Origin of the sequence: Amycolatopsis sp. WAC 01376 (assembly GCF_003947415.1) — a bacterium.
Taxonomy (GTDB): Bacteria; Actinomycetota; Actinomycetes; order Mycobacteriales; family Pseudonocardiaceae; genus Amycolatopsis.
In genome coordinates, this window is the sequence record NZ_QHKL01000009.1 from 405,110 (window position 1) to 422,238 (window position 17,129).

The 17,129-nt window shown below is 69.4% G+C and carries 14 protein-coding genes; 11 read left to right on the top strand and 3 right to left on the bottom strand.

Translation table 11 applies throughout. The features are described 5' to 3' along the window. Window positions 1-61 precede the first annotated feature (61 nt). The 9 genes from DMH03_RS37385 to DMH03_RS37425 all read left to right on the top strand — a co-directional run bounded on the left by DMH03_RS37385 (window position 62) and on the right by DMH03_RS37425 (window position 10,328). A complete protein-coding gene (locus tag DMH03_RS37385) occupies window positions 62-925 on the top strand; it encodes a hypothetical protein (RefSeq protein ID WP_125796691.1) in 864 nt (287 codons plus the stop codon). A gap of 443 nt (window positions 926-1,368) precedes the next feature. Then, window positions 1,369-1,635 (top strand): hypothetical protein, encoded by a 267-nt coding sequence (locus DMH03_RS37390; protein ID WP_007035338.1) that lies wholly within the window; start codon window positions 1,369-1,371, stop codon window positions 1,633-1,635. A 13-nt stretch (window positions 1,636-1,648) separates the two neighbouring features. Further along, window positions 1,649-2,125 carry a hypothetical protein gene (locus tag DMH03_RS37395; protein ID WP_125781103.1) on the top strand — a complete coding sequence of 159 codons (477 nt, stop codon included), beginning with the start codon at window positions 1,649-1,651 and terminating at the stop codon, window positions 2,123-2,125. Between the two features lie 3 nt (window positions 2,126-2,128). Continuing rightward, entirely contained in the window at window positions 2,129-5,089 is a 2,961-nt protein-coding gene (locus DMH03_RS37400; protein ID WP_125796692.1) for an ATP-binding protein, read from the top strand. After that, complete coding sequence (locus tag DMH03_RS37405) at window positions 5,086-7,251, top strand: magnesium transporter (RefSeq protein ID WP_125796693.1); 2,166 nt, start codon at window positions 5,086-5,088, stop codon at window positions 7,249-7,251. Before DMH03_RS37400 ends, DMH03_RS37405 begins: the two co-directional genes overlap by 4 nt. A 3-nt stretch (window positions 7,252-7,254) precedes the next feature. After that, window positions 7,255-7,851: a hypothetical protein gene (locus DMH03_RS37410; protein WP_125796694.1), complete on the top strand. Its 597-nt coding sequence runs from the start codon at window positions 7,255-7,257 to the stop codon at window positions 7,849-7,851. A 4-nt stretch (window positions 7,852-7,855) separates the two neighbouring features. Continuing rightward, window positions 7,856-8,854, top strand: coding sequence for a C40 family peptidase (locus DMH03_RS37415; protein WP_125796695.1), 999 nt, complete (start codon window positions 7,856-7,858; stop codon window positions 8,852-8,854). Between the two features lie 93 nt (window positions 8,855-8,947). Then, a complete protein-coding gene (locus DMH03_RS37420) occupies window positions 8,948-10,096 on the top strand; it encodes a hypothetical protein (protein WP_370311028.1) in 1,149 nt (382 codons plus the stop codon). A gap of 34 nt (window positions 10,097-10,130) precedes the next feature. Beyond that, a complete protein-coding gene (locus DMH03_RS37425; protein ID WP_125796697.1) occupies window positions 10,131-10,328 on the top strand; it encodes a hypothetical protein in 198 nt (65 codons plus the stop codon). A gap of 707 nt (window positions 10,329-11,035) precedes the next feature. On the opposite strand, the gene DMH03_RS37430 is transcribed toward DMH03_RS37425, so the two are convergent. Beyond that, window positions 11,036-12,001 (bottom strand): AAA family ATPase, encoded by a 966-nt coding sequence (locus tag DMH03_RS37430; protein ID WP_125796698.1) that lies wholly within the window; start codon window positions 11,999-12,001, stop codon window positions 11,036-11,038. Between the two features lie 134 nt (window positions 12,002-12,135). Between DMH03_RS37430 and DMH03_RS37435 the strand changes: the two genes are divergently transcribed. Continuing rightward, on the top strand, window positions 12,136-13,545 hold the full coding sequence (locus DMH03_RS37435) for an RNB domain-containing ribonuclease (protein ID WP_125796770.1): 1,410 nt from the start codon (window positions 12,136-12,138) through the stop codon (window positions 13,543-13,545). Continuing rightward, on the top strand, window positions 13,542-14,303 hold the full coding sequence (locus tag DMH03_RS37440) for a helical backbone metal receptor (protein ID WP_125796699.1): 762 nt from the start codon (window positions 13,542-13,544) through the stop codon (window positions 14,301-14,303). Before DMH03_RS37435 ends, DMH03_RS37440 begins: the two co-directional genes overlap by 4 nt. A gap of 53 nt (window positions 14,304-14,356) precedes the next feature. On the opposite strand, the gene DMH03_RS37445 is transcribed toward DMH03_RS37440, so the two are convergent. Further along, on the bottom strand, window positions 14,357-15,787 hold the full coding sequence (locus DMH03_RS37445) for an aldehyde dehydrogenase family protein (protein WP_125796700.1): 1,431 nt from the start codon (window positions 15,785-15,787) through the stop codon (window positions 14,357-14,359). Further along, window positions 15,784-17,115: a 4-aminobutyrate--2-oxoglutarate transaminase gene (gabT, locus tag DMH03_RS37450; RefSeq protein ID WP_199749172.1), complete on the bottom strand. Its 1,332-nt coding sequence runs from the start codon at window positions 17,113-17,115 to the stop codon at window positions 15,784-15,786. Before gabT ends, DMH03_RS37445 begins: the two co-directional genes overlap by 4 nt. Between the last annotated feature and the right edge of the window lie 14 nt (window positions 17,116-17,129).

Genomic DNA, 17,129 nt, shown 5'->3' on the forward strand with positions numbered 1-17,129 from the left:
CAGCCAAGGCGGGGCCCTTCGGACGCTGCACCCCCTGACTACTTGTCGGTAGGGTGCTCCCATGGGTGAAGCGAGTCGGGTCACGGGACGGTTCCGCGGGACGTTCGATGTACTGCATTCCCTTACCTACTTCGCCCCCGAGACGGAAGCCGCGCTCACCGGCGCGGGCCTCCGGCCGGGGCGCATGACCTATTTCGCGGGCCGCGCGGCGCCCATGGGCGCGGTGAGTTCCGCCGTGGTCGCGGCCACCTTCTACAACTTCAACCCCGAGCTGGTCGCCCGCTACATCCCGCGCGCGTGGACGCTGGCCGGCCCGGACAGGATCATCGAGGCCCGCTTCGAGGCCGTCGACGCGGCGTTGACCAGGCTGCTCGGCAAGGAGACTCTCGGTTCCGAAGAGGTCGCCGAGGCGGCCGAGCTGGCTCGCGAGGCGACCGGGGGCTGCCAGGTCGACGGCAGGCCGCTGTACGCCGGGCACGCGGGCCTCGACTGGCCGAGCGAGCCGCATCTCGTACTCTGGCACGCCATCACCCTGTTGCGTGAGCATCGCGGTGACGCCCACATCGCCGCGCTGGTCGTCAACGGTCTCGACGGGCTCGCCGCCCTCGTCACGCACACCGCCACCGGCAAGGGTTTCCTGCCCGCCGCCGCCAAGGCGTCCCGCGGCTGGAGCGACGAGCAGTGGGACGGCGCGGCCGCCAAGCTCCGCGAACAGGGAATCCTGGACGCCGACGGCGGTCTGACCGAAGCCGGGAACGATCTTCGCGAGCGGCTCGAAGTCGCGACGAATGAAGCGTCGGCGGGGCCTTGGGAGCATCTCGGCGAGGAGAAGACCGAGCGTCTTCACGAGCTGTGCGGGCCTTTGAGCCGCAAGGCCGTCGAAGCCGGCGCTTTTCCCGCGAATGTGTTCTCTACCGGCCGATAATCACGCTATGTAGCGAAAATGCCCTCCTGGTTTTCGCTTTGGGTAACGGAAGTGTGACTTTCGCTTGATCGGCACTCATGATTTTTGTCGAATGCGTGTTCACCCTGCGGACTCGGGAGAAGCCACCGAACGAGTCATGTCACACTGGTCGAGGCCCGATTCTCCGCGACCGACCCGTACTCACAGTGAGCAAGATGCCTCGCAACCGAGTGAGGCCGTCAGCACACTGCGAAATACGGGTGGCCGGGGTTAAACCAGACGACCCTTGCAACGATGATGGAGACCGAGGATGGTCGTGGTGCTGTGCCTCGCTCTGTGTTCAGTGGACAAATCGATATCTACAGAGCGCGCTTTGACCACTACGCCTCGTGACGCCATGATGTTCGAAGCACCACCGAGCCAGAACCGCGCGAACCCCCTCTCCGCGCACCGGGAGTAATGCGATGATGACCATGACCACCCTCGACACGCTGGCCGCCGGCGAGCTCGGCACCGGCAACGTCCGCACCTGGCTGATCGACAACATCATCCCCCTGGTGCTGCTGGCCGTCGCGCTCCTCCTGCTGTGGCTGGGCGGTGGCAAGGGAGACAACGCCGGTGTCATGCGCCGACTCGCCGGTGTCGTGATCGCGCTGGCGATCATCGGCCTCGCGGTGAGTGGCGCCGGAGTCAACGTGGGCCAGTGGATCGCCGGCCTCTTCACGGGCTGAGGCAGGGCTCGCGTTGCGTATCCGCACCGATGACGAGGTTTACCGGGTCGATGCCGTGTGGCTCGGCCCGCCGAAAGCGACTTTTCCCTGGAGAGCCCGCTACGTCGCGTGGCTCGTCGGTATCCCGGTCTTCCTGCTCGTGCTCACCGTCGAACGGTGGGCGGGCTGGAGCTTCGGGTTCTTCTCGACCGCCTGGGCCTTCGTCGCCACAATCGTGATCACCAGATTGATCACGTCCAAGATCAGTCACGAGCGCCCACTCGGCGCCGTGGCCGGGATGGCGGCGAAAGAGCTCAACACCCCTAGAGAACGGACCACGGGCACGGGGGGCGCCGCCAGCGCGTCCCGCGTCCGGGTACGGGCGACGCGCCCGCTACCGAAGCAGCGCAGGAGACGGCAGTACCAGCAGCACGGCTACGGCGGCGGCGCCGGAGCTCAGGGAACACCACGAGCGCGTCGGAGCCGCCCTGCGGCTCGGGCCGGGAGGTAGTCGTTGTTCGGTCGCGGCGGAAGCCGAGGAAAACGTGATCGAGATCTGCAGCAAGGGGCCTGGAACCCGCCCCAGCAGGTCCGCTCCGCGCAGCCCAAGAAGGCCGGCAAGGGAAGGCGGCTGCCCGGCGAGGCGGCCATACCCACCTATACCCCGTCCATCGCCGCGCGAAGCATCGACGGGCACCTGTTACGCACCGGTTATGAGGTCTACGCCTGGTATCGGCTGGCGCCGCAGCGCTGGTCGTTCCGGTCGGATTCGCAGCGCCGCGACCTGATCGCGGCCATCGCCGGGCAGTACGCGGAGCTTCAGGGCCGCTGGCTGCACCTGCGTGTGACCAACCGGCCGTACCCGATCCGCATGTGGGCCGAGGCCCACGTGCACAACGCGGTCGGCCGTCCCCAGGACGTGCAGGGCTCGTTGTCCTTCGACGATTACCTCATCGGCGAGCAGCAGCAGCTGATGGGCCGCTCGATGGCGGAAAAAGAGGTTTATCTCGGCGTCCAGGTGCAGACCAGGCGGATGATCGACCGCGCGGTCGAGAGCGCCGCCCCGGTGCTGCGCAAGATCCTGCCCGAGGCCGTCGACGCCGAGCTGGCCGCGCTCGACTCCGAGGTCGAGCACCTCGACCAGGTGATCGGCTCGGCCGGACTCGAAGGCCGTCCGGTGCACGCCGAGGAGATGTCCTGGCTGATGCACCGCTCGTGCTCGCTGGGCCTGCCCGCGCCGCGCAACATGCCCGCGGTCCCCGGCGCCGCCTGGGAGCCCGAGGATCTCGCCAGTTTCACCGACGCGGCGGATTTCCACGCCGAGCCGTACGCGCCGACGGTCACCGTCCGCGGCCGCACCGGGTCGAACGCCGGGGTCTCGCGGCATCTCGCCGTCCTCACCGTCGGCCAGATGCACGGTCTCCAGATCCCCGAGGTCGACGACCCGTGGATCCAGCACGCGGACCGGCTGCCCGCCGCGGTCGAGGTGTCCGCGCGGATCTACGTCCGGCGGCCCGAAGAGGTCGCCGGTGAGCTGCAGCGCCAGATGAACAAGGTGCGTTCGCAGGTCAAGCACTACACCGACGAGCACGAGCTGGAGCCGCCGCAGTCGCTGGCGCGTCAGGCGGGCCGGGTGCTGGAGATCGACGACGAGATGACGTCGGGCTTCACCGCGCTGGCCACCCGGGTGCGTTCGTGGTGGCGGCTCGCGGTGTCCGGGCCGACGGAGCGGGACGCGCTGCGCCTGGCCCAGCAGCTCCTCGACCTCTACAAGCCGAAGATCGCCGTCGAACATCCCGAAGCCCAGTACGCGCTGGCCAGGGAGTTCATCCCCGGCGAGCCGCTGGCTTCGGCGGCGTACATGCGGCGCGGTTCGGTCGTGTGGGCGGCGTCGTCGGTGCCGACGGCGACGGCCGAGGTGGGCGACCGCCGCGGCATCCTGCTCGGCGAGACAGTGACCGCGACGCGGCGTCCGGTGGCCTGGGACCCGTGGATGGCGCAGGAGATCCGCGACGGCTCCGGCCTGACCGCGATGGTCGCCGGTCTCGGTGGCGGTAAGTCGTTCCTCGGCGGCGGCATCGTCTACAAGACGCTCCGCGCGGGCGCGCACTGGACGATCCTCGACCCGTCGGGCCCGCTGTCGCGCCTGTGCGACCTGCCAGAGCTGCGGCCGTACGCGCGGAACATCAACCTGCTCAACGCGCAGCCCGGCATCCTCAACCCGTACCGGGTGGTCGCCGAGCCGCAGATCGAGCACTTCATGGACGAGGAAGACCCCGAGCGTTCGTGGCGGCGGGAGAAGGCCCTCGCGGGTGCGACGCGCCGCCGTCTCGTGCTCGACGTCCTCAGCGGTGTCCTGCCGTACGAGGTCTCGCGGATGGCGCAGACCCGGATCGTGCTGCTGCGCGCCGTCCGCGCGGTCGGCGGCCGGTTCGAAGCCGACCCCGGCCAGGTCATCGACGCGTTGCGCCGGGACTCCAGCGAGCACCACGAGCACGCCGCCGTCGTCGCGGACTTCCTCGACGAGATGCGCGAGCGGATGGCACTGCTCATCCCGGAGACCGACGCGGACCCGTACGCCGAGACCCGCGACGACCGGATGACCGTGCTGACCATGGCGGGGCTGACCCTGCCCAAGGACGGCGTCCCGCGCGAGTACTGGACGGACGCGGAATCGCTCGGCGTCGAGATGCTGAACCTCGCCGCGTGGCTGACGCAGCGGTCGGTGTACGAGAAGCCGAAGGAACTGCGCAAGGGCGTCTGGATCGACGAGGCGTTCTTCCTCTCCGAGGTCCCGACCGGTCGCGTGCTGATGAACCGCTTCGCCCGTGACTCGCGTAAGTGGAACGTCCGCGTGCTGCTGTCTTCGCAGATCCCCGCGGACTTCCTGAAGATCCAGGGTTTCGTGGCGCTGCTGGACTCGGTGTTCGTCGGGCGTCTCGACGACGACGACGCCCAGGCCGACGCGCTGCGCCTGCTGAAGGTCCCGGTCGGCGTCGGCTACGAGCAGGTCGTCGCGGCGCTGGGCCGCCGTCCCGGCTCGTCCCGCGATCTCCAGCGGGACGTCGAGCCCCGGCAGTTCATCTTCGGTGACGGCGCCGGCGGCGTGGAGCGGATCCGCGTCGACTTCTCCGGCCCGCACCTGGAGCACCTGCGCCGGGTCATGGACACCACCCCGGGTTCGCCCGACGCCAAGCCGTCGAGGCCGGGCAACGAACTCGCCGTCCCGGAGGAGAAGCAGTTCGTGGCCGCTCCGCCGGAGGAAGACGATTTCGAACTCGAAGAGGATCTCGAACTCGCGGCCGAACTCGAGGTCGGGCTGACCGAGGAGCAACTGCTCGGCGCTCCGGACCCGCTGGCGGCCGAGACCGGGGAAGTGCAGGGCGCCGTCCAGAACGGACACATCACGAGCGGGGAAAAGGGCGAGCAGCACGCGCGCGCCGGCAAGGGCGGCACCGGCAGGGATGCCGCATGAACACGGTGATCACGCTGGCGTGCGTGCTCGCGTTCGCCGCCGGCTGGCACGCGCTGCGCCGCCGCCTCAAAGAGGGGCCGCGGCCCGGCAAGACCAGACCCAGCCGCCGCGCGACGATGTTCGTCGTCATGCTGATCCTTGGCCTCCAAGCGGTGGCGACCGCTCCGGCGGCTTCGGCCGCCGCCTGTGGTGAGGCACCGAACCCGGAACGGCCCGGCGCCGGCATGGTCGGCGCGCTCGACCCGCCCGCGACAGCGCGCGGTGAAGGCGGCAGCCCGTACAACGTCTACGGGTACGCGGGGCACGTCTGGGACACGTTCGAAACCGACTGCGGCCCGCTGGCCGGGATCACCTCGCCGAACTCGACGATCGACACCTGGGCCGGCAACCAGCTGTTCAACATCGGCAAGAACCTCGTCGGTGCCACGAACTCGCTGCACTACACCGTCTTGCAGGGCAGCCTGCTCAGCCCGCTGTACAACGCCGTCAAGGCCGGGGCCGAGAAGGTCTACAACAACATCTACGCCCAGTTGTTCGGCCTTGCCGCGCTGATCATGTCCATCATGTTGTTCCGCAACATCTGGCGCGGCGATCTCGCGGCGGTCAGCAAACGGGCGCTGTACGGGCTCGCCGCGGTCTGGCTGGCGGCATCTTCGTTGGCGCTGCTGCGTTTCCTCGATCCGATCGACAACGCGATCGTGCAGACCACCACCAACATCCAGGCCGGCTTCATCGACGAGCCCAAGACGCCGCCGCCGACCCAGGCACCGCCGCCCTCGGCGCAACCGTGCCAGGCGACCCCGGAGGCCGTCGCGGCTCGCCAGCCATGGGACCGGGTCCCGACCGAACTGCACTGCCGGGTCGTCTACGACAACTGGCTCCGCGGGGAGTTCGGCAGCCCGGACTCGCCGCAGGCCATCCAGTACGGCCCGGCCCTCCTGGACGCGCGTGCCTTCACCTGGGGCCAGATCCAGCAGGGCGGCGACGCCGACACCGCGCTGGTCGACTCCAAGAAAGCGGCGTTCAAGGACATCTCCACCAAACTCGGCCCGGCGACCGGCTATTTCACGGGTGAGGACGGCAGCCGCGTCGGCGCCGGTTTCCTTTCCCTCGGCCAGGGCATCTTCTACTCGCTGTTCCAGCTGCTGGCCAAGGCCACGGTGCTGCTCGCGCAGGTGCTGATCAGGATCTTCGTCCTGACGGCTCCGCTGATCGGGCTGATCGCGCTGCTCCAGCCGCAGATCATGCAGCGCATCCTCAAGGTCGTCGGCGCGGTCGCCTTCAACCTCATGGTGCTTTCCGTGCTGGCAGGCGTGCACACGCTCCTGCTCGAGGCGATCTTCACCGCGGGGAACTCGCTTTCCCTGCTGACGAAGATGGCGCTCGCGGGCATCATCACCGTGTTGCTGTTCATGATCGGCCGCCCCGTGCGGCGGCTGTGGCAGATGGTCGAGATGTCCGTCGGCATGGTCGGCGGCGCGGTGCCCTCGCCACGCGGCGGCCTCTTTTCCCGCTTCCGCAAGAAGAACAACGAACCGACCCCGCAGGACGCGTTCTGGCAGAACGTCCGCGACACCGACGATGTGGTCGACGGCGACCTCCGCGGTCCCGTGGGCGCGACGGTCGGCGGCGGCCGGTTCCGGCCCGAAGCGACGATCTTCGCCAGCTCCCAACGGCTCGACAACGGCTCCGGCGCGATCCGGCCCGCCGCGGCCTGGTCGGGAGCGCCGTGGCCCGGCGCTGTCGGCGGCGGTGGCGGCACGGCCGCGCTTCCCGCCGGTGGCGGCGGAGGCGTTCCGGTGTTCGGCCAGTACAACCCGTCCGCGGGCAATCCGGGCGACTCCATGTTCACCTCGGGTGGGCGGAGCCCTGTCCAGGTACCGAGCCGCCGGGTCGACACGTCGCCGGTCGCCGACCGGCGCTGGAGCGACGAACCGGAGCCGGTCGTGGTGCCGTCGCGGATGAACTCCGCGGGCGGCGGCTACGCCACGCCAGACCACTCGGGCACCGTGCCGGTGCAACCGGGACCGTCGACGCCGCGTCCGCGCCGCGTCGACCCGGAAGTCGTCGCGGGCAAGCCGGTCTACGTGCTGTACCGGCCTTCGCGCGGGCTCGAGGTACGCGAGGAAGTCCGCGACACAGACCACGCTGTGGGTCGGTGACCCATGCCGATCCGGACCAACCGCGGGCGCACCGCGGTCTACCGCAGACTGTGGGGCTGGCCGCTGCGCTCGCCCCGCCACCTCATCGGCACGCTGGTGATCCTCGCGGTGGTGTTCACCGCACTGGGCATCCTGCTGCCGAAGGCCATCGGAAAACCGGGACAGACGGCCACCGGGCCGGGTGCTTCGGCGACCGCCACCTCGCGTCCCGGCGTCGCGGCGCCGGTGACCGTGACGTCGACGCTGCCGCCGAGGATCACCACCCAGGCGCCGCCGTCTTCCGCGCCGGTCGACCAGGACGGGGTCCGGGTCGCCAAGGAGTGGGTGACGGCATGGGCGAACCATCCCGACGGCACGACGACCGAGCAGTGGCTGAACGGACTGAAGCCGTACACCACCGAGGAATACCTTGCCGGGGAACTGACGACGGTGGATCCCGCGAACATCACCGCGACCAGGGTCTCCGGGGAGCCGCAGGTCGCGTCCTCGCTCGCCGGATCGATGGAGGTCGACGTCCCGACGGACGGGCCCAAGGTCCGGGTCACCGTCGTCAAGACGAACCCGGGGTGGCGGGTCACCAAGTTCACGCAAGCGGGCTGACCCGATGAAGATCGGGATCATCGTCGGCGTGCTGATCGCCGCGGTCTTCGCGGCGGTGATCACCACGAGCAAGGTCACCGAGGTGGTGACCGACCACATGGAGGCCCAGGCGGGCGGCGTCGTCAAGACCTCTTGCGACGCGTCGATCGGGCCGACCCTGCCAGGCCAGGCCGATCGCGGTTCTTCGGACGTGAACAAACTCGACGAAGAACAGAAGGGGATCGTCGCGCTGATCATCTCGATCGGCAAGCAGCGGACGCTGTCCCCGCGGGCGTGGCAGGTGGCGATCCAGGCCGGGATGACCGAGTCCAAGCTGCGCAACCTGACCTACGGCGACCGCGACTCGCTCGGCATCTTCCAGATGCGGCCGTCGATGGGCTGGGGCACCGTCGCGCAGGTCACCGACCCGCCGTACCAGGTCAACAAGTTCTACGACGTGCTGCTCGCGGTGCCGGACTGGGAGAACATGCGTCCCGGTGACGCCGCGCAGCGGGTGGAGCGGTCCGGCTTCCCCGACCGGTATCACAACTGGGAGCCGATGGCGGCCCTCCTCGTGCAGAACGAGGGCCAGATCGTCGACGTCGTCGGCTGCGGTTCGAGCGTCGGCAGCGTGGTTCCGCCGAGCCAGGCGGCCGCGCAGGCCATCAAGTTCGCGCTCGCCGAGCAGGGCAAGCCGTACGTCTGGGGCGCCACCGGGCCGAACAGCTACGACTGTTCCGGGCTGATGCTGCGGGCGTACGAGTCGGCCGGGATCATCATCCCGCGTGTTTCGCGGGACCAGTACAAGGGCGGCGCGATGCTGCCGGTCCGCCAGGCACAGCCCGGCGACCTGCTGTTCCTCGCCACCGTCCCGTCGAACCCGGCGACCATCCACCACGTGATGATGTACCTGGGCGACGGCAAGATCGTCGAGGCGCAGCAGACCGGGGTGCCGGTGCACATCCGGGACTTCTCCTTCGACGAGGCCGAAGTGGTCGCGCAGGCGGTCCGTCCTGGCGTTTAGCATGGTGAAAGCGTGGTATCGCGATCGCGGGACCATCGGATTCACCCGAAGTGGCGGCCTGTCCACCGGCAAGCGGCCGCACACTGGCAGAGGATGAAGAACGTGGCACGGAAATTCGGAAGGCGAGGCAAGCCCGCGGCGGCCAATGGTCCGGAGGTCGATCCCCGCGATCTTTTCGGTACCGCCCAACCCGCGCGGCACGCCGCCCGGCCGGCGTCGAGCACGCCGTTGGCCGATCACCTGAACCAAGGCTGGCCGGGCGTCGACCCCGGTTACGTCGTGCTGCCGCGTTCACTGGCCGAGGGGATGTCGCTGCCATGGCAGCAGCAGATGGCCGCCCTGCTGGCTCAGTTCCATCACGAGAACGCCCGCCTCGCCTGGCCGATCTACCGTGTCGTCCCGTCGCGCTACGAAAAGCTCGTCGACCTCGACGAGGAACAACTGGCGGAGGCCGGCTACCTGGTCGAGATGGACACCGAAGGCGAGATGATCTACCGCGAGCGCAGCGGCCGGAAGATCGAAGACCCGGAGAACACCACCGTGCTCGTCTCGTGCCTCGACCCGATCCCGAAGCCCGCGCAGCGACAGGCGCCTCCGCCGCCTTCGCAGGCCGCGCCGCCCGCGACCACGCAACCGCCGCGCGCCCCGGCGCCGATGAACATCGGACCCGCGCCGGTGTGGCGCACGGTCACCCCGAGCGTGCCTCCCGCTCCGCCTGTTCCTCCTGCTTCGGCTGGTCCGCCTGCTCCGGCTGGTGGGTCTGTGCCTCCCGCTCCTCCTGCTTCGGCTGGTGGGTCGGCGTTGCAGGGCGGCCAAGCGGTACCTCCGGCTCAGCCCGCTGCCCCCGCTGGGCCTCCGGCACCCCCGCCTGCCTCGCCTCCGGCTCTGCCTCAGCCCACTCGAATGCAGCCTCCGGCGACGAACCAGGCTCCGCCTCCGCCGATGACCGCACCTCCGGCCACTCCGGAAGCGCAGTCCGCCGCGCCGTCCCAAGCCGAACCGGAGCCGCCTGCCACGACTCCGCCGTCGTCCGCGATCGCTCCTCCTCTGCCGCAGCCCGCGTCCCCCGCTTCGCCGCCGCCGGAACCCGCGACCCCGCCGCGCGGCGTCCCGATGAACCGCGGCTGGTTCGACGAGCTCGCCGAGAACGCGCCGGAAAGCTCGAAGGTGGCCCAGTCCGAGGGCGCCGAGTTCGGCCCGACCGGTGATCCGACGGAGATCCCGTACCGCTATCGCAAGTGATGACAGGACGTCCGGGTGATGTCACGCTTGTCGTATGTCAAGCGACCCGAACCCGGATCAGGGCTGGTACTTCAACACCAAAACGAACCAGGTCGAGCACCTGGAACGAGGCCGGAGCGTCGACCTCCTGGGCCCGTACCCGGACGAGGCGACGGCCAGGCGCGCCCTGGACATCGCCAGGGAACGCACCCGGCAGGCCGACGCCGAGGACGCCAAATGGAACGGTGACTGAGCGCCTGCGGTCACCCTCGTGAGTGGTCAGGACGGTCAGGGCCAAGGGGAAGGGGCCCTTCACGGCATGCCGGGCTGAGCTCAGTCCGTGCCGAGGCTGGGGGTAGGCAGAAAATGGGAGCCGGCCCCGTCTCGAGTGTCCATAAGGGACACTTGCGGGCGGCGATATGTCCGGCTTGTGGATAAATGTGCGGTTTTCGGTGGGGGTCGTGAGTGGTAAGTGTCGTTAGAACGACACTTACCACTCACGACCTCCGCGCAATGTACCCAAAATGGACACTAGTGCCTGCCCGGCGTTCCTCGTGGACGGTCAAGAGCCTCATCGTCACCTCGTGGCCCCGGGGCCAGGGGCGAAACGGCCGGATATCGATACGGATTTACGGCGCGAAACTCCGGTGCAGGACACTAGGTACAGGAAGGGGTCCTTCATGTACTTCGAACCAGGCATCACGCAAGAAGCGCCGCAGGTACCTAAGAGAAGCCTCGCCAGAACCGTCCTAACCACTCACGAGAACTTCAGTGGAGATGTCGCAGCAGGCCGACGATGAAGGATTCGGGACACTCAACGTCCCAAATCCTTCATCGTCGGCCACCCTCGTCCGTGCCCGTGATCAGGCGAGAGAGCAAGGGACCTTTGCTAACGTTGCTTAGCGTATGCAACCAAGCGATAGCAAAGGTCCCTTGCTCCCGTCCCCGCTAACCAGCAGGTCAGGCGTCTTGTCGTGCCAAAACCGGCCCCAGCACGAACTCCGGGTCCACCTGCGCCGTGAGGTCTTCCCCGGCCCGCCCGCTGCCCCACGCCCGCGCGTTGCGGAGGTGGAACTCGACGCCCTGCCGCTGGTAGCGCGCCCAGTCGCGCTGTTCGCCGTCGACGGTCGCGAGCATCGAGTCCAGCGTCCGGAGGTTGTGCGGCTCGAGTTCGCCGATGGGGCGCGCGCGGCCGCGTTCGGCGGCGCGGACGTGCCGCGAGTTCTCCATCCAGCCCAGCAGGGCGTCGCCGACCTCTTCGCGCAGGAACTCGATGTCCTCGTCCTCGGTGACCTTGTTGCCCACGACGACCAGCCGCACGCCGAAGTCGCGCGCGTAGTCGGCGTATTGCCGGTACACGCCGACGCTGCGAACGGTCGGTTCGCACACCAGGAAGGTCACGTCGAATCGCGTGAACAGGCCGGACGCGAACGCGTCGGCGCCGGCGGTCATGTCCATGACCACGTATTCACCGGCGTCGTCGATCATGTGGTTCAGCAGCAGTTCCGCCGCGCCGACCTTCGAGTGGTAGCACGCGACGCCGAGGTCGTCCTCGTCGAACTGTCCGGTGACGCCGAGCCGCACCCCGCCGAACTCGCGGAAGCACGCCTGGAAGATCGGGTTGTCCTCGAACGGCCGGACCAGCCGTGACCCGCGCCCCGGCGGGGTCGTCTTGATCATCGAGGCCGCGTCGGCGATCCGCGGGTTGTCGCCGCGCAGGTAATCCTTGATCAGGCCCATGTTGTCGCCCAGCGTCGGCCACGCGATGGCCTCTTCCTCACTCGCGCCGAGCGCGACGGCGAGGTGCTGGTTGATGTCCGCGTCGATCGCCAGTACCGGTTTCCCGCCGCCGGCCAGGTACGCGGTGAACAGCGACGCCAGCGTGGTCTTCCCGCTGCCGCCCTTCCCGACGAACGCGATCTTCACGCCACGGACCTTCCTGTCGTTTTGAAAAGGGTATCGGTTTTCATTTCGGTCCGTAACGTACACCCGACCGGCCCGCACCCGAACGGGCGATCAATGGCGCCGGATCGGGATAGGGTTGTGTGGTGCCTCCACTCGTGATCAGGACACACGCGGCAGGAGGGGACTTCGGTCACCTTCGAGCCGAGTTCTCGCTGCCGGAGTCGTTCGGGCCCGATGTGCTCGCCGAGGCGGAGGCGGCGGTCGTCGACCCGCTCGAATCAGCGGGGGAACGCGAGGACGCCACCGGTCTGCCCTTCGTCACCATCGATCCGCCCGGTTCCAAGGACCTCGACCAGGCGGTGCTGATCGAGCGCGCCGAGGGCGGCGGGTTCCGCGTCCACTACGCGATCGCCGATCTGGCCGCCTTCATCCCGCCGGGTGGTGCGCTCGACAAGGAGGCGCGCCGCCGCGGGCAGACGCTCTACCTGCCCGACGGAAACGTCCCGCTGCACCCGCCGGTGCTGTCCGAGGGCGCGGCGAGCCTGCTGCCGGGGGAGACCCGGCCGGCGGTGCTGTGGACCATCGACGTCGACGCGGGCGGCGAGCCGACGGCGACCAACGTCCGCCGGGCGCTCGTCCGGTCCACCGAACAGTTCGATTACGAGACCGTCCAGGCCTCGATCGACGCGGGCGATCCGCATCCGTCGGTCGCCGCACTGCCGGAGCTGGGTCGCCTTCGCCGCGAGCTCGCGATCCGGCGCGGCGCGGTCGAACTGCAGTTGCCGGAGCAGGAGATCAGCGGCGATCCCGACGGCGGCTGGGCGCTGATCCAGCGGCCACGCAACGACGTCGACGCGTGGAACGCCGAGATCTCGCTGCTCACCGGCATGGCCGCGGCCAAGATCATGATCGGCGCCGGGATCGGGGTCCTGCGCACGCTGCCCCAGCCCGACGCCGAAGCGATCGAATGGCTGCGCCGGTCCGCGCAGGCGCTGAACATCGACTGGCCCGAGGGCAAGAGCGTGTCGGAGTTCCTGGCCGCGCTCGACCCCGGCCAGCCCGCCTCCATGGCACTTTTCGCCGACACCACAAGGCTTTTGCGCGGCGCCGGGTACACCGCGTTCGACGGCGAATTGCCCGCTTTGACCACGCACGCCGGGATCGGCGGCGCGTACGCCCATGTCACCGCGCCGATCCGGCGGCTGGTCGACCGGTTCGCCACCGAGATCTGCCTCGCCGTGAGCGCCGGCCGCGAAGTGCCCGCGTGGGTCCGCGCGGCGCTTTCGGAGGTGCCGGAACAGATGACCGCGTCCGACACACTGGCGGCGAAGGTCGAACGTGCCTGCATCGATCAGGTCGAGGCGTGGGTCATGGTCGAGCACATCGGCGAGGAGTTCGACGCGATCGTGCTGCGCGCCGACGAGACCAAGTCGGAGATCCTGATCGAGAATCCGCCGGTGATGGGCAAATGCGCGGGCGCGAAGCCGCCAGAAGGCGAGCGGATCAGGGTCCGGCTCACGGCGGTGGACGTCGACAAGCGGAAACTGTCCTTCGAGCGCGCATGATCGACGATCTCGGCGAAGTGGTCCCGCTGCGTGAACCGGCGTCGCGGGTGGTGTCGCTCGTGCCGTCGCTGACCGAGGCCGTCGAGGTGAGCGCGCCGGGAAGGCTCGCGGGCGCCACGGACTACTGCACCCATCCGGTCGATCTGGACGTCCCGAGGGTGGGTGGTTCGAAGTACCCGAACGTGGACAAGGTGCTCGAACTCGAGCCGGATCTGGTGCTGGCCAACTCCGAGGAGAACCGGCCGGAAGACGTGGAACGCTTACGTGCCAACGGGATTCCGGTCTGGGTGATGGAGGCGTCGGCGACCGTGCCCAGTGCGCTCGCCTCGATCCGGCGGATCCTCACGCAGGCCTACGACCTCGCCGAGCCGGATTGGCTGGTCGAGGCCGAAGAGATCTGGCGGGAGACCCTGCCGGAGCGGTTCCGGGCGGTCGTGCCGGTCTGGCGGAAGCCGTGGATCGTGCTCGGCAGGGACACCTTCGGCGGCGACGTCCTGCATCGCGTCGGAATCGGCAACGTCTACGCGGACGACGAAGAGCGCTACCCGCGCCCCAAGCTCGACGAGCTCCAAGCGCGCTTCGCGGCCGGAGACGCGAACCTGCTCGTACTGCCCGACGAGCCCTACGAGTTCACTGCGGACGACGGCCCCGAAGCGTTCCCCGGCGCGAAGCACGTCCTGGTCTCCGGGCGCTATCTGACCTGGTACGGCCCTTCGCTCGTCGAAGCCCACTCCCACCTGACGCGTTTAGTCCTCTGAATGCGGTAGTTCGCGACGCGAACCAGCGCATCCAGAGGACTAAACGCGGGTGGTCAGAGGGTCAGGCCGGTCAGGACGGTGACGCGTTCCTCGGTGAAGTCCGCCATCGCCGACGCGGGGCCCTCGCGGCCGACGCCGGAGTCCTTCACGCCGCCGTAGGGCATCTGGTCGGCGCGGAAGCTCGGCACGTCGCCGACGAGCACACCGCCGACACGCAGCTTCGCGGACACGTCGAACGCCGTCGGCAGGTCGCGCGTGAACACGCCCGCCTGAAGGCCGAAGCGCGAGTCGTTGATCCGGCGCACCCCGTCCTCCACCGACTCGACCCGCGTGATCGACACGACCGGCCCGAAGACCTCGTCGGCCATCACCGACGCGTCCTCCGGCACGTTCGCGAGCACCGTCGGCTCGACGGTCGCGCCGTCGCGCTTCCCGCCGGTCAGCAGTTCCCCGCCGGCGTCGACGGCCGCGGCGATCCACGACTCCACCCGGGAAGCGGCCGCGGTGTTGATCAGCGGCCCGACGTCCACGCCGTCCGTCCGCGGGTTGCCGGTCCCGAGCGCGCGCACCTGCTCCAGCACCTTTGCCCGGAGCTCGTCGTAGACGTCGGCGTGCGCGTACACGCGCTGCACCGAGATGCACGACTGGCCCGCCTGGTACATCGCGAACGTCGCGATCCGCTGCGCCGCGAAGTCCAGATCCGTCCAATCAGGACAGACGAGCACCGCCGCGTTGCCGCCGAGTTCGAGCGCGACGTGCTTGCGCGGCACGCTGTCGCGGATGCCCCAGCCCACCGGCACGGAACCGGTGAACGACACGACCGGCAGTCGCGGATCGGCCACCAGGCGAGCCGATTCCTCGTTGCTGACAGGGAGAATCGACCAGCTTCCGGCGGGCAGATCGGTCTCGGCGAGGATCTCGCCGAGCAGCAACGCGGTCAGCGGTGTCGCGGGCGCGGGCTTGAGCACGATCGGCGCGCCGACCGCGATCGCCGGAGCGACCTTGTGCGCCACCAGGTTCAGCGGGAAGTTGAACGGCGTGATGCCCAGCACCGGCCCCTTCGGCACGCGGCGGACCAGCGCGAGCCGTCCGGTGCCGCCCGGGTCGGTGTCGAGCCGCTGCAGGTCACCGGAGAACCGGCGGGCCTCCTCGGCGGCCCAGCGGAACGTCGACGCCGCACGCCCGACCTCGCCGCGCGCCCACTTCAGCGGCTTGCCCGACTCGGCGGTGATCAGCTGCGCGAGCTCTTCGGACCGCTCACCCAAAACTCGGGACACGTGGTCCAACGCGCCCGCCCGGACATGCGCGGGCAGCGTCGCGAATTCGTCGGAGACGTCGTGCGCCGCCTGCACGGCGGTCTCGATGTCCGAAGTGGACGGAACGTGATGCGACCCGGCCTCGCTCCCGTCGAAGGAGTGACGGACGACGACGGTCTCGCCGTTGGTGACCGGCTTTCCGGCTACCCAGAACGGGAATGTAGTCACTTCGAAGCCTCCGTGCGGACAGCGTGCTCGAGGACGGACAGTCCCTCGTCGAGCAGTTCGGTGGACAGGGACAGCGGCGGCAGCAGGCGGACGACGTTGCCGTAGGTGCCGCAGGTGAGGACGACGACGCCTGCCTGGTGGCAGGCCTGCGCGATCCGCTTGGTCAGGTCGGCGTCGGGTTCGGTGGTGCCCGGCTTCACGAACTCGGCGGCCAGCATCGCGCCGCGGCCGCGGACGTCGCCGATCACGCCGGTCTCCTCGGCCAGCGCGCGCAGCCGCGGCAGCACCGTGTCCTCGATGCGCTTCGCCGAAGCCGCGAGGTTCTCCTGGCGCATGACCTCGATCGAGCCGAGCGCCGCGGCGCACGCGATCGGGTTGCCGCCGTAGGTGCCGCCGAGCCCGCCCGGCGGGACGGCGTCGAGCAGTTCCGCGCGACCGGTGACGGCGGCGAGCGGCAGCCCGCCCGCGATGCCCTTGGCGGTGGCGATCAGATCGGGCACGACGTCCTCATGCGTGGACGCGAACCACTCGCCGGTGCGGCAGAAGCCGGTCTGCACCTCGTCGGCGACGAACACGACGCCGTTTTCGGTGCACCAGCGCGAAAGCGCGGGCAGGAACCCGGGGGCGGGCTCGATGAAGCCACCTTCACCCTGCACCGGCTCCAGCACGACGGCCGCGACCTGGTCGCCGCCGATCTGCTTCTCGATGCGGTCGATGGCGATGCGCGCCGCTTCGGGACCGGACAGCCCGTCGCGGTACGGGTACGAGCCGGGTACGCGGTAGACCTCGGGCGCGAACGGGCCGAAACCGTGCTTGTAGGGGATGGACTTCGCGGTCAGCGCCATCGTGAGGTTGGTGCGGCCGTGGTAGGCGTGGTCGAACACGACGACGGCCTGGCGCCCGGTCGCGGCGCGGGCGATCTTCACCGCGTTCTCGACGGCCTCGGCGCCGGAGTTGAACAGCACCGAACGCTTCTCGTGGGTGCCCGGCGTCAGCTTGTCGAGCGCCTCGCACACCTCGACGTAACCCTCGTACGGCGTGACCATGAAACACGTGTGCGTGAACCGGCCGACCTGCTCGCGGACGCGGTCCACGACGGCGGGGGCGGCGTGGCCGACGTTGGTCACCGCGATGCCGGAGCCGAAGTCGATCAGGACGTTGCCGTCGGCGTCGGTGAGCAGGCCGCCCTCGGCGGAGGTGACGTAGACGGGCAGCACCGAACTCACGCCCGCGGCGACGACGGCGGCACGTCGCTCCTGCAGGGCGCGCGAGGCGGGGCCGGGGATCTCGGTGCGCAGCCTGCGCTGCGTTTCGGTGGTGACGGTCACGGCCAGACTCCTGC

Bases quoted from the DNA above. Each gene is read 5' to 3' on its own strand.
- DMH03_RS37385 (WP_125796691.1), top strand. From the start codon at position 62: ATGGGTGAAGCGAGTCGGGTCACGGGACGGTTCCGCGGGACGTTCGAT.
- DMH03_RS37390 (WP_007035338.1), top strand. From the start codon at position 1,369: ATGATGACCATGACCACCCTCGACACGCTGGCCGCCGGCGAGCTCGGC.
- DMH03_RS37405 (WP_125796693.1), top strand. From the start codon at position 5,086: ATGAACACGGTGATCACGCTGGCGTGCGTGCTCGCGTTCGCCGCCGGC.
- DMH03_RS37410 (WP_125796694.1), top strand. From the start codon at position 7,255: ATGCCGATCCGGACCAACCGCGGGCGCACCGCGGTCTACCGCAGACTG.
- DMH03_RS37415 (WP_125796695.1), top strand. From the start codon at position 7,856: ATGAAGATCGGGATCATCGTCGGCGTGCTGATCGCCGCGGTCTTCGCG.
- DMH03_RS37420 (WP_370311028.1), top strand. From the start codon at position 8,948: ATGAAGAACGTGGCACGGAAATTCGGAAGGCGAGGCAAGCCCGCGGCG.
- DMH03_RS37425 (WP_125796697.1), top strand. From the start codon at position 10,131: ATGTCAAGCGACCCGAACCCGGATCAGGGCTGGTACTTCAACACCAAA.
- DMH03_RS37440 (WP_125796699.1), top strand. From the start codon at position 13,542: ATGATCGACGATCTCGGCGAAGTGGTCCCGCTGCGTGAACCGGCGTCG.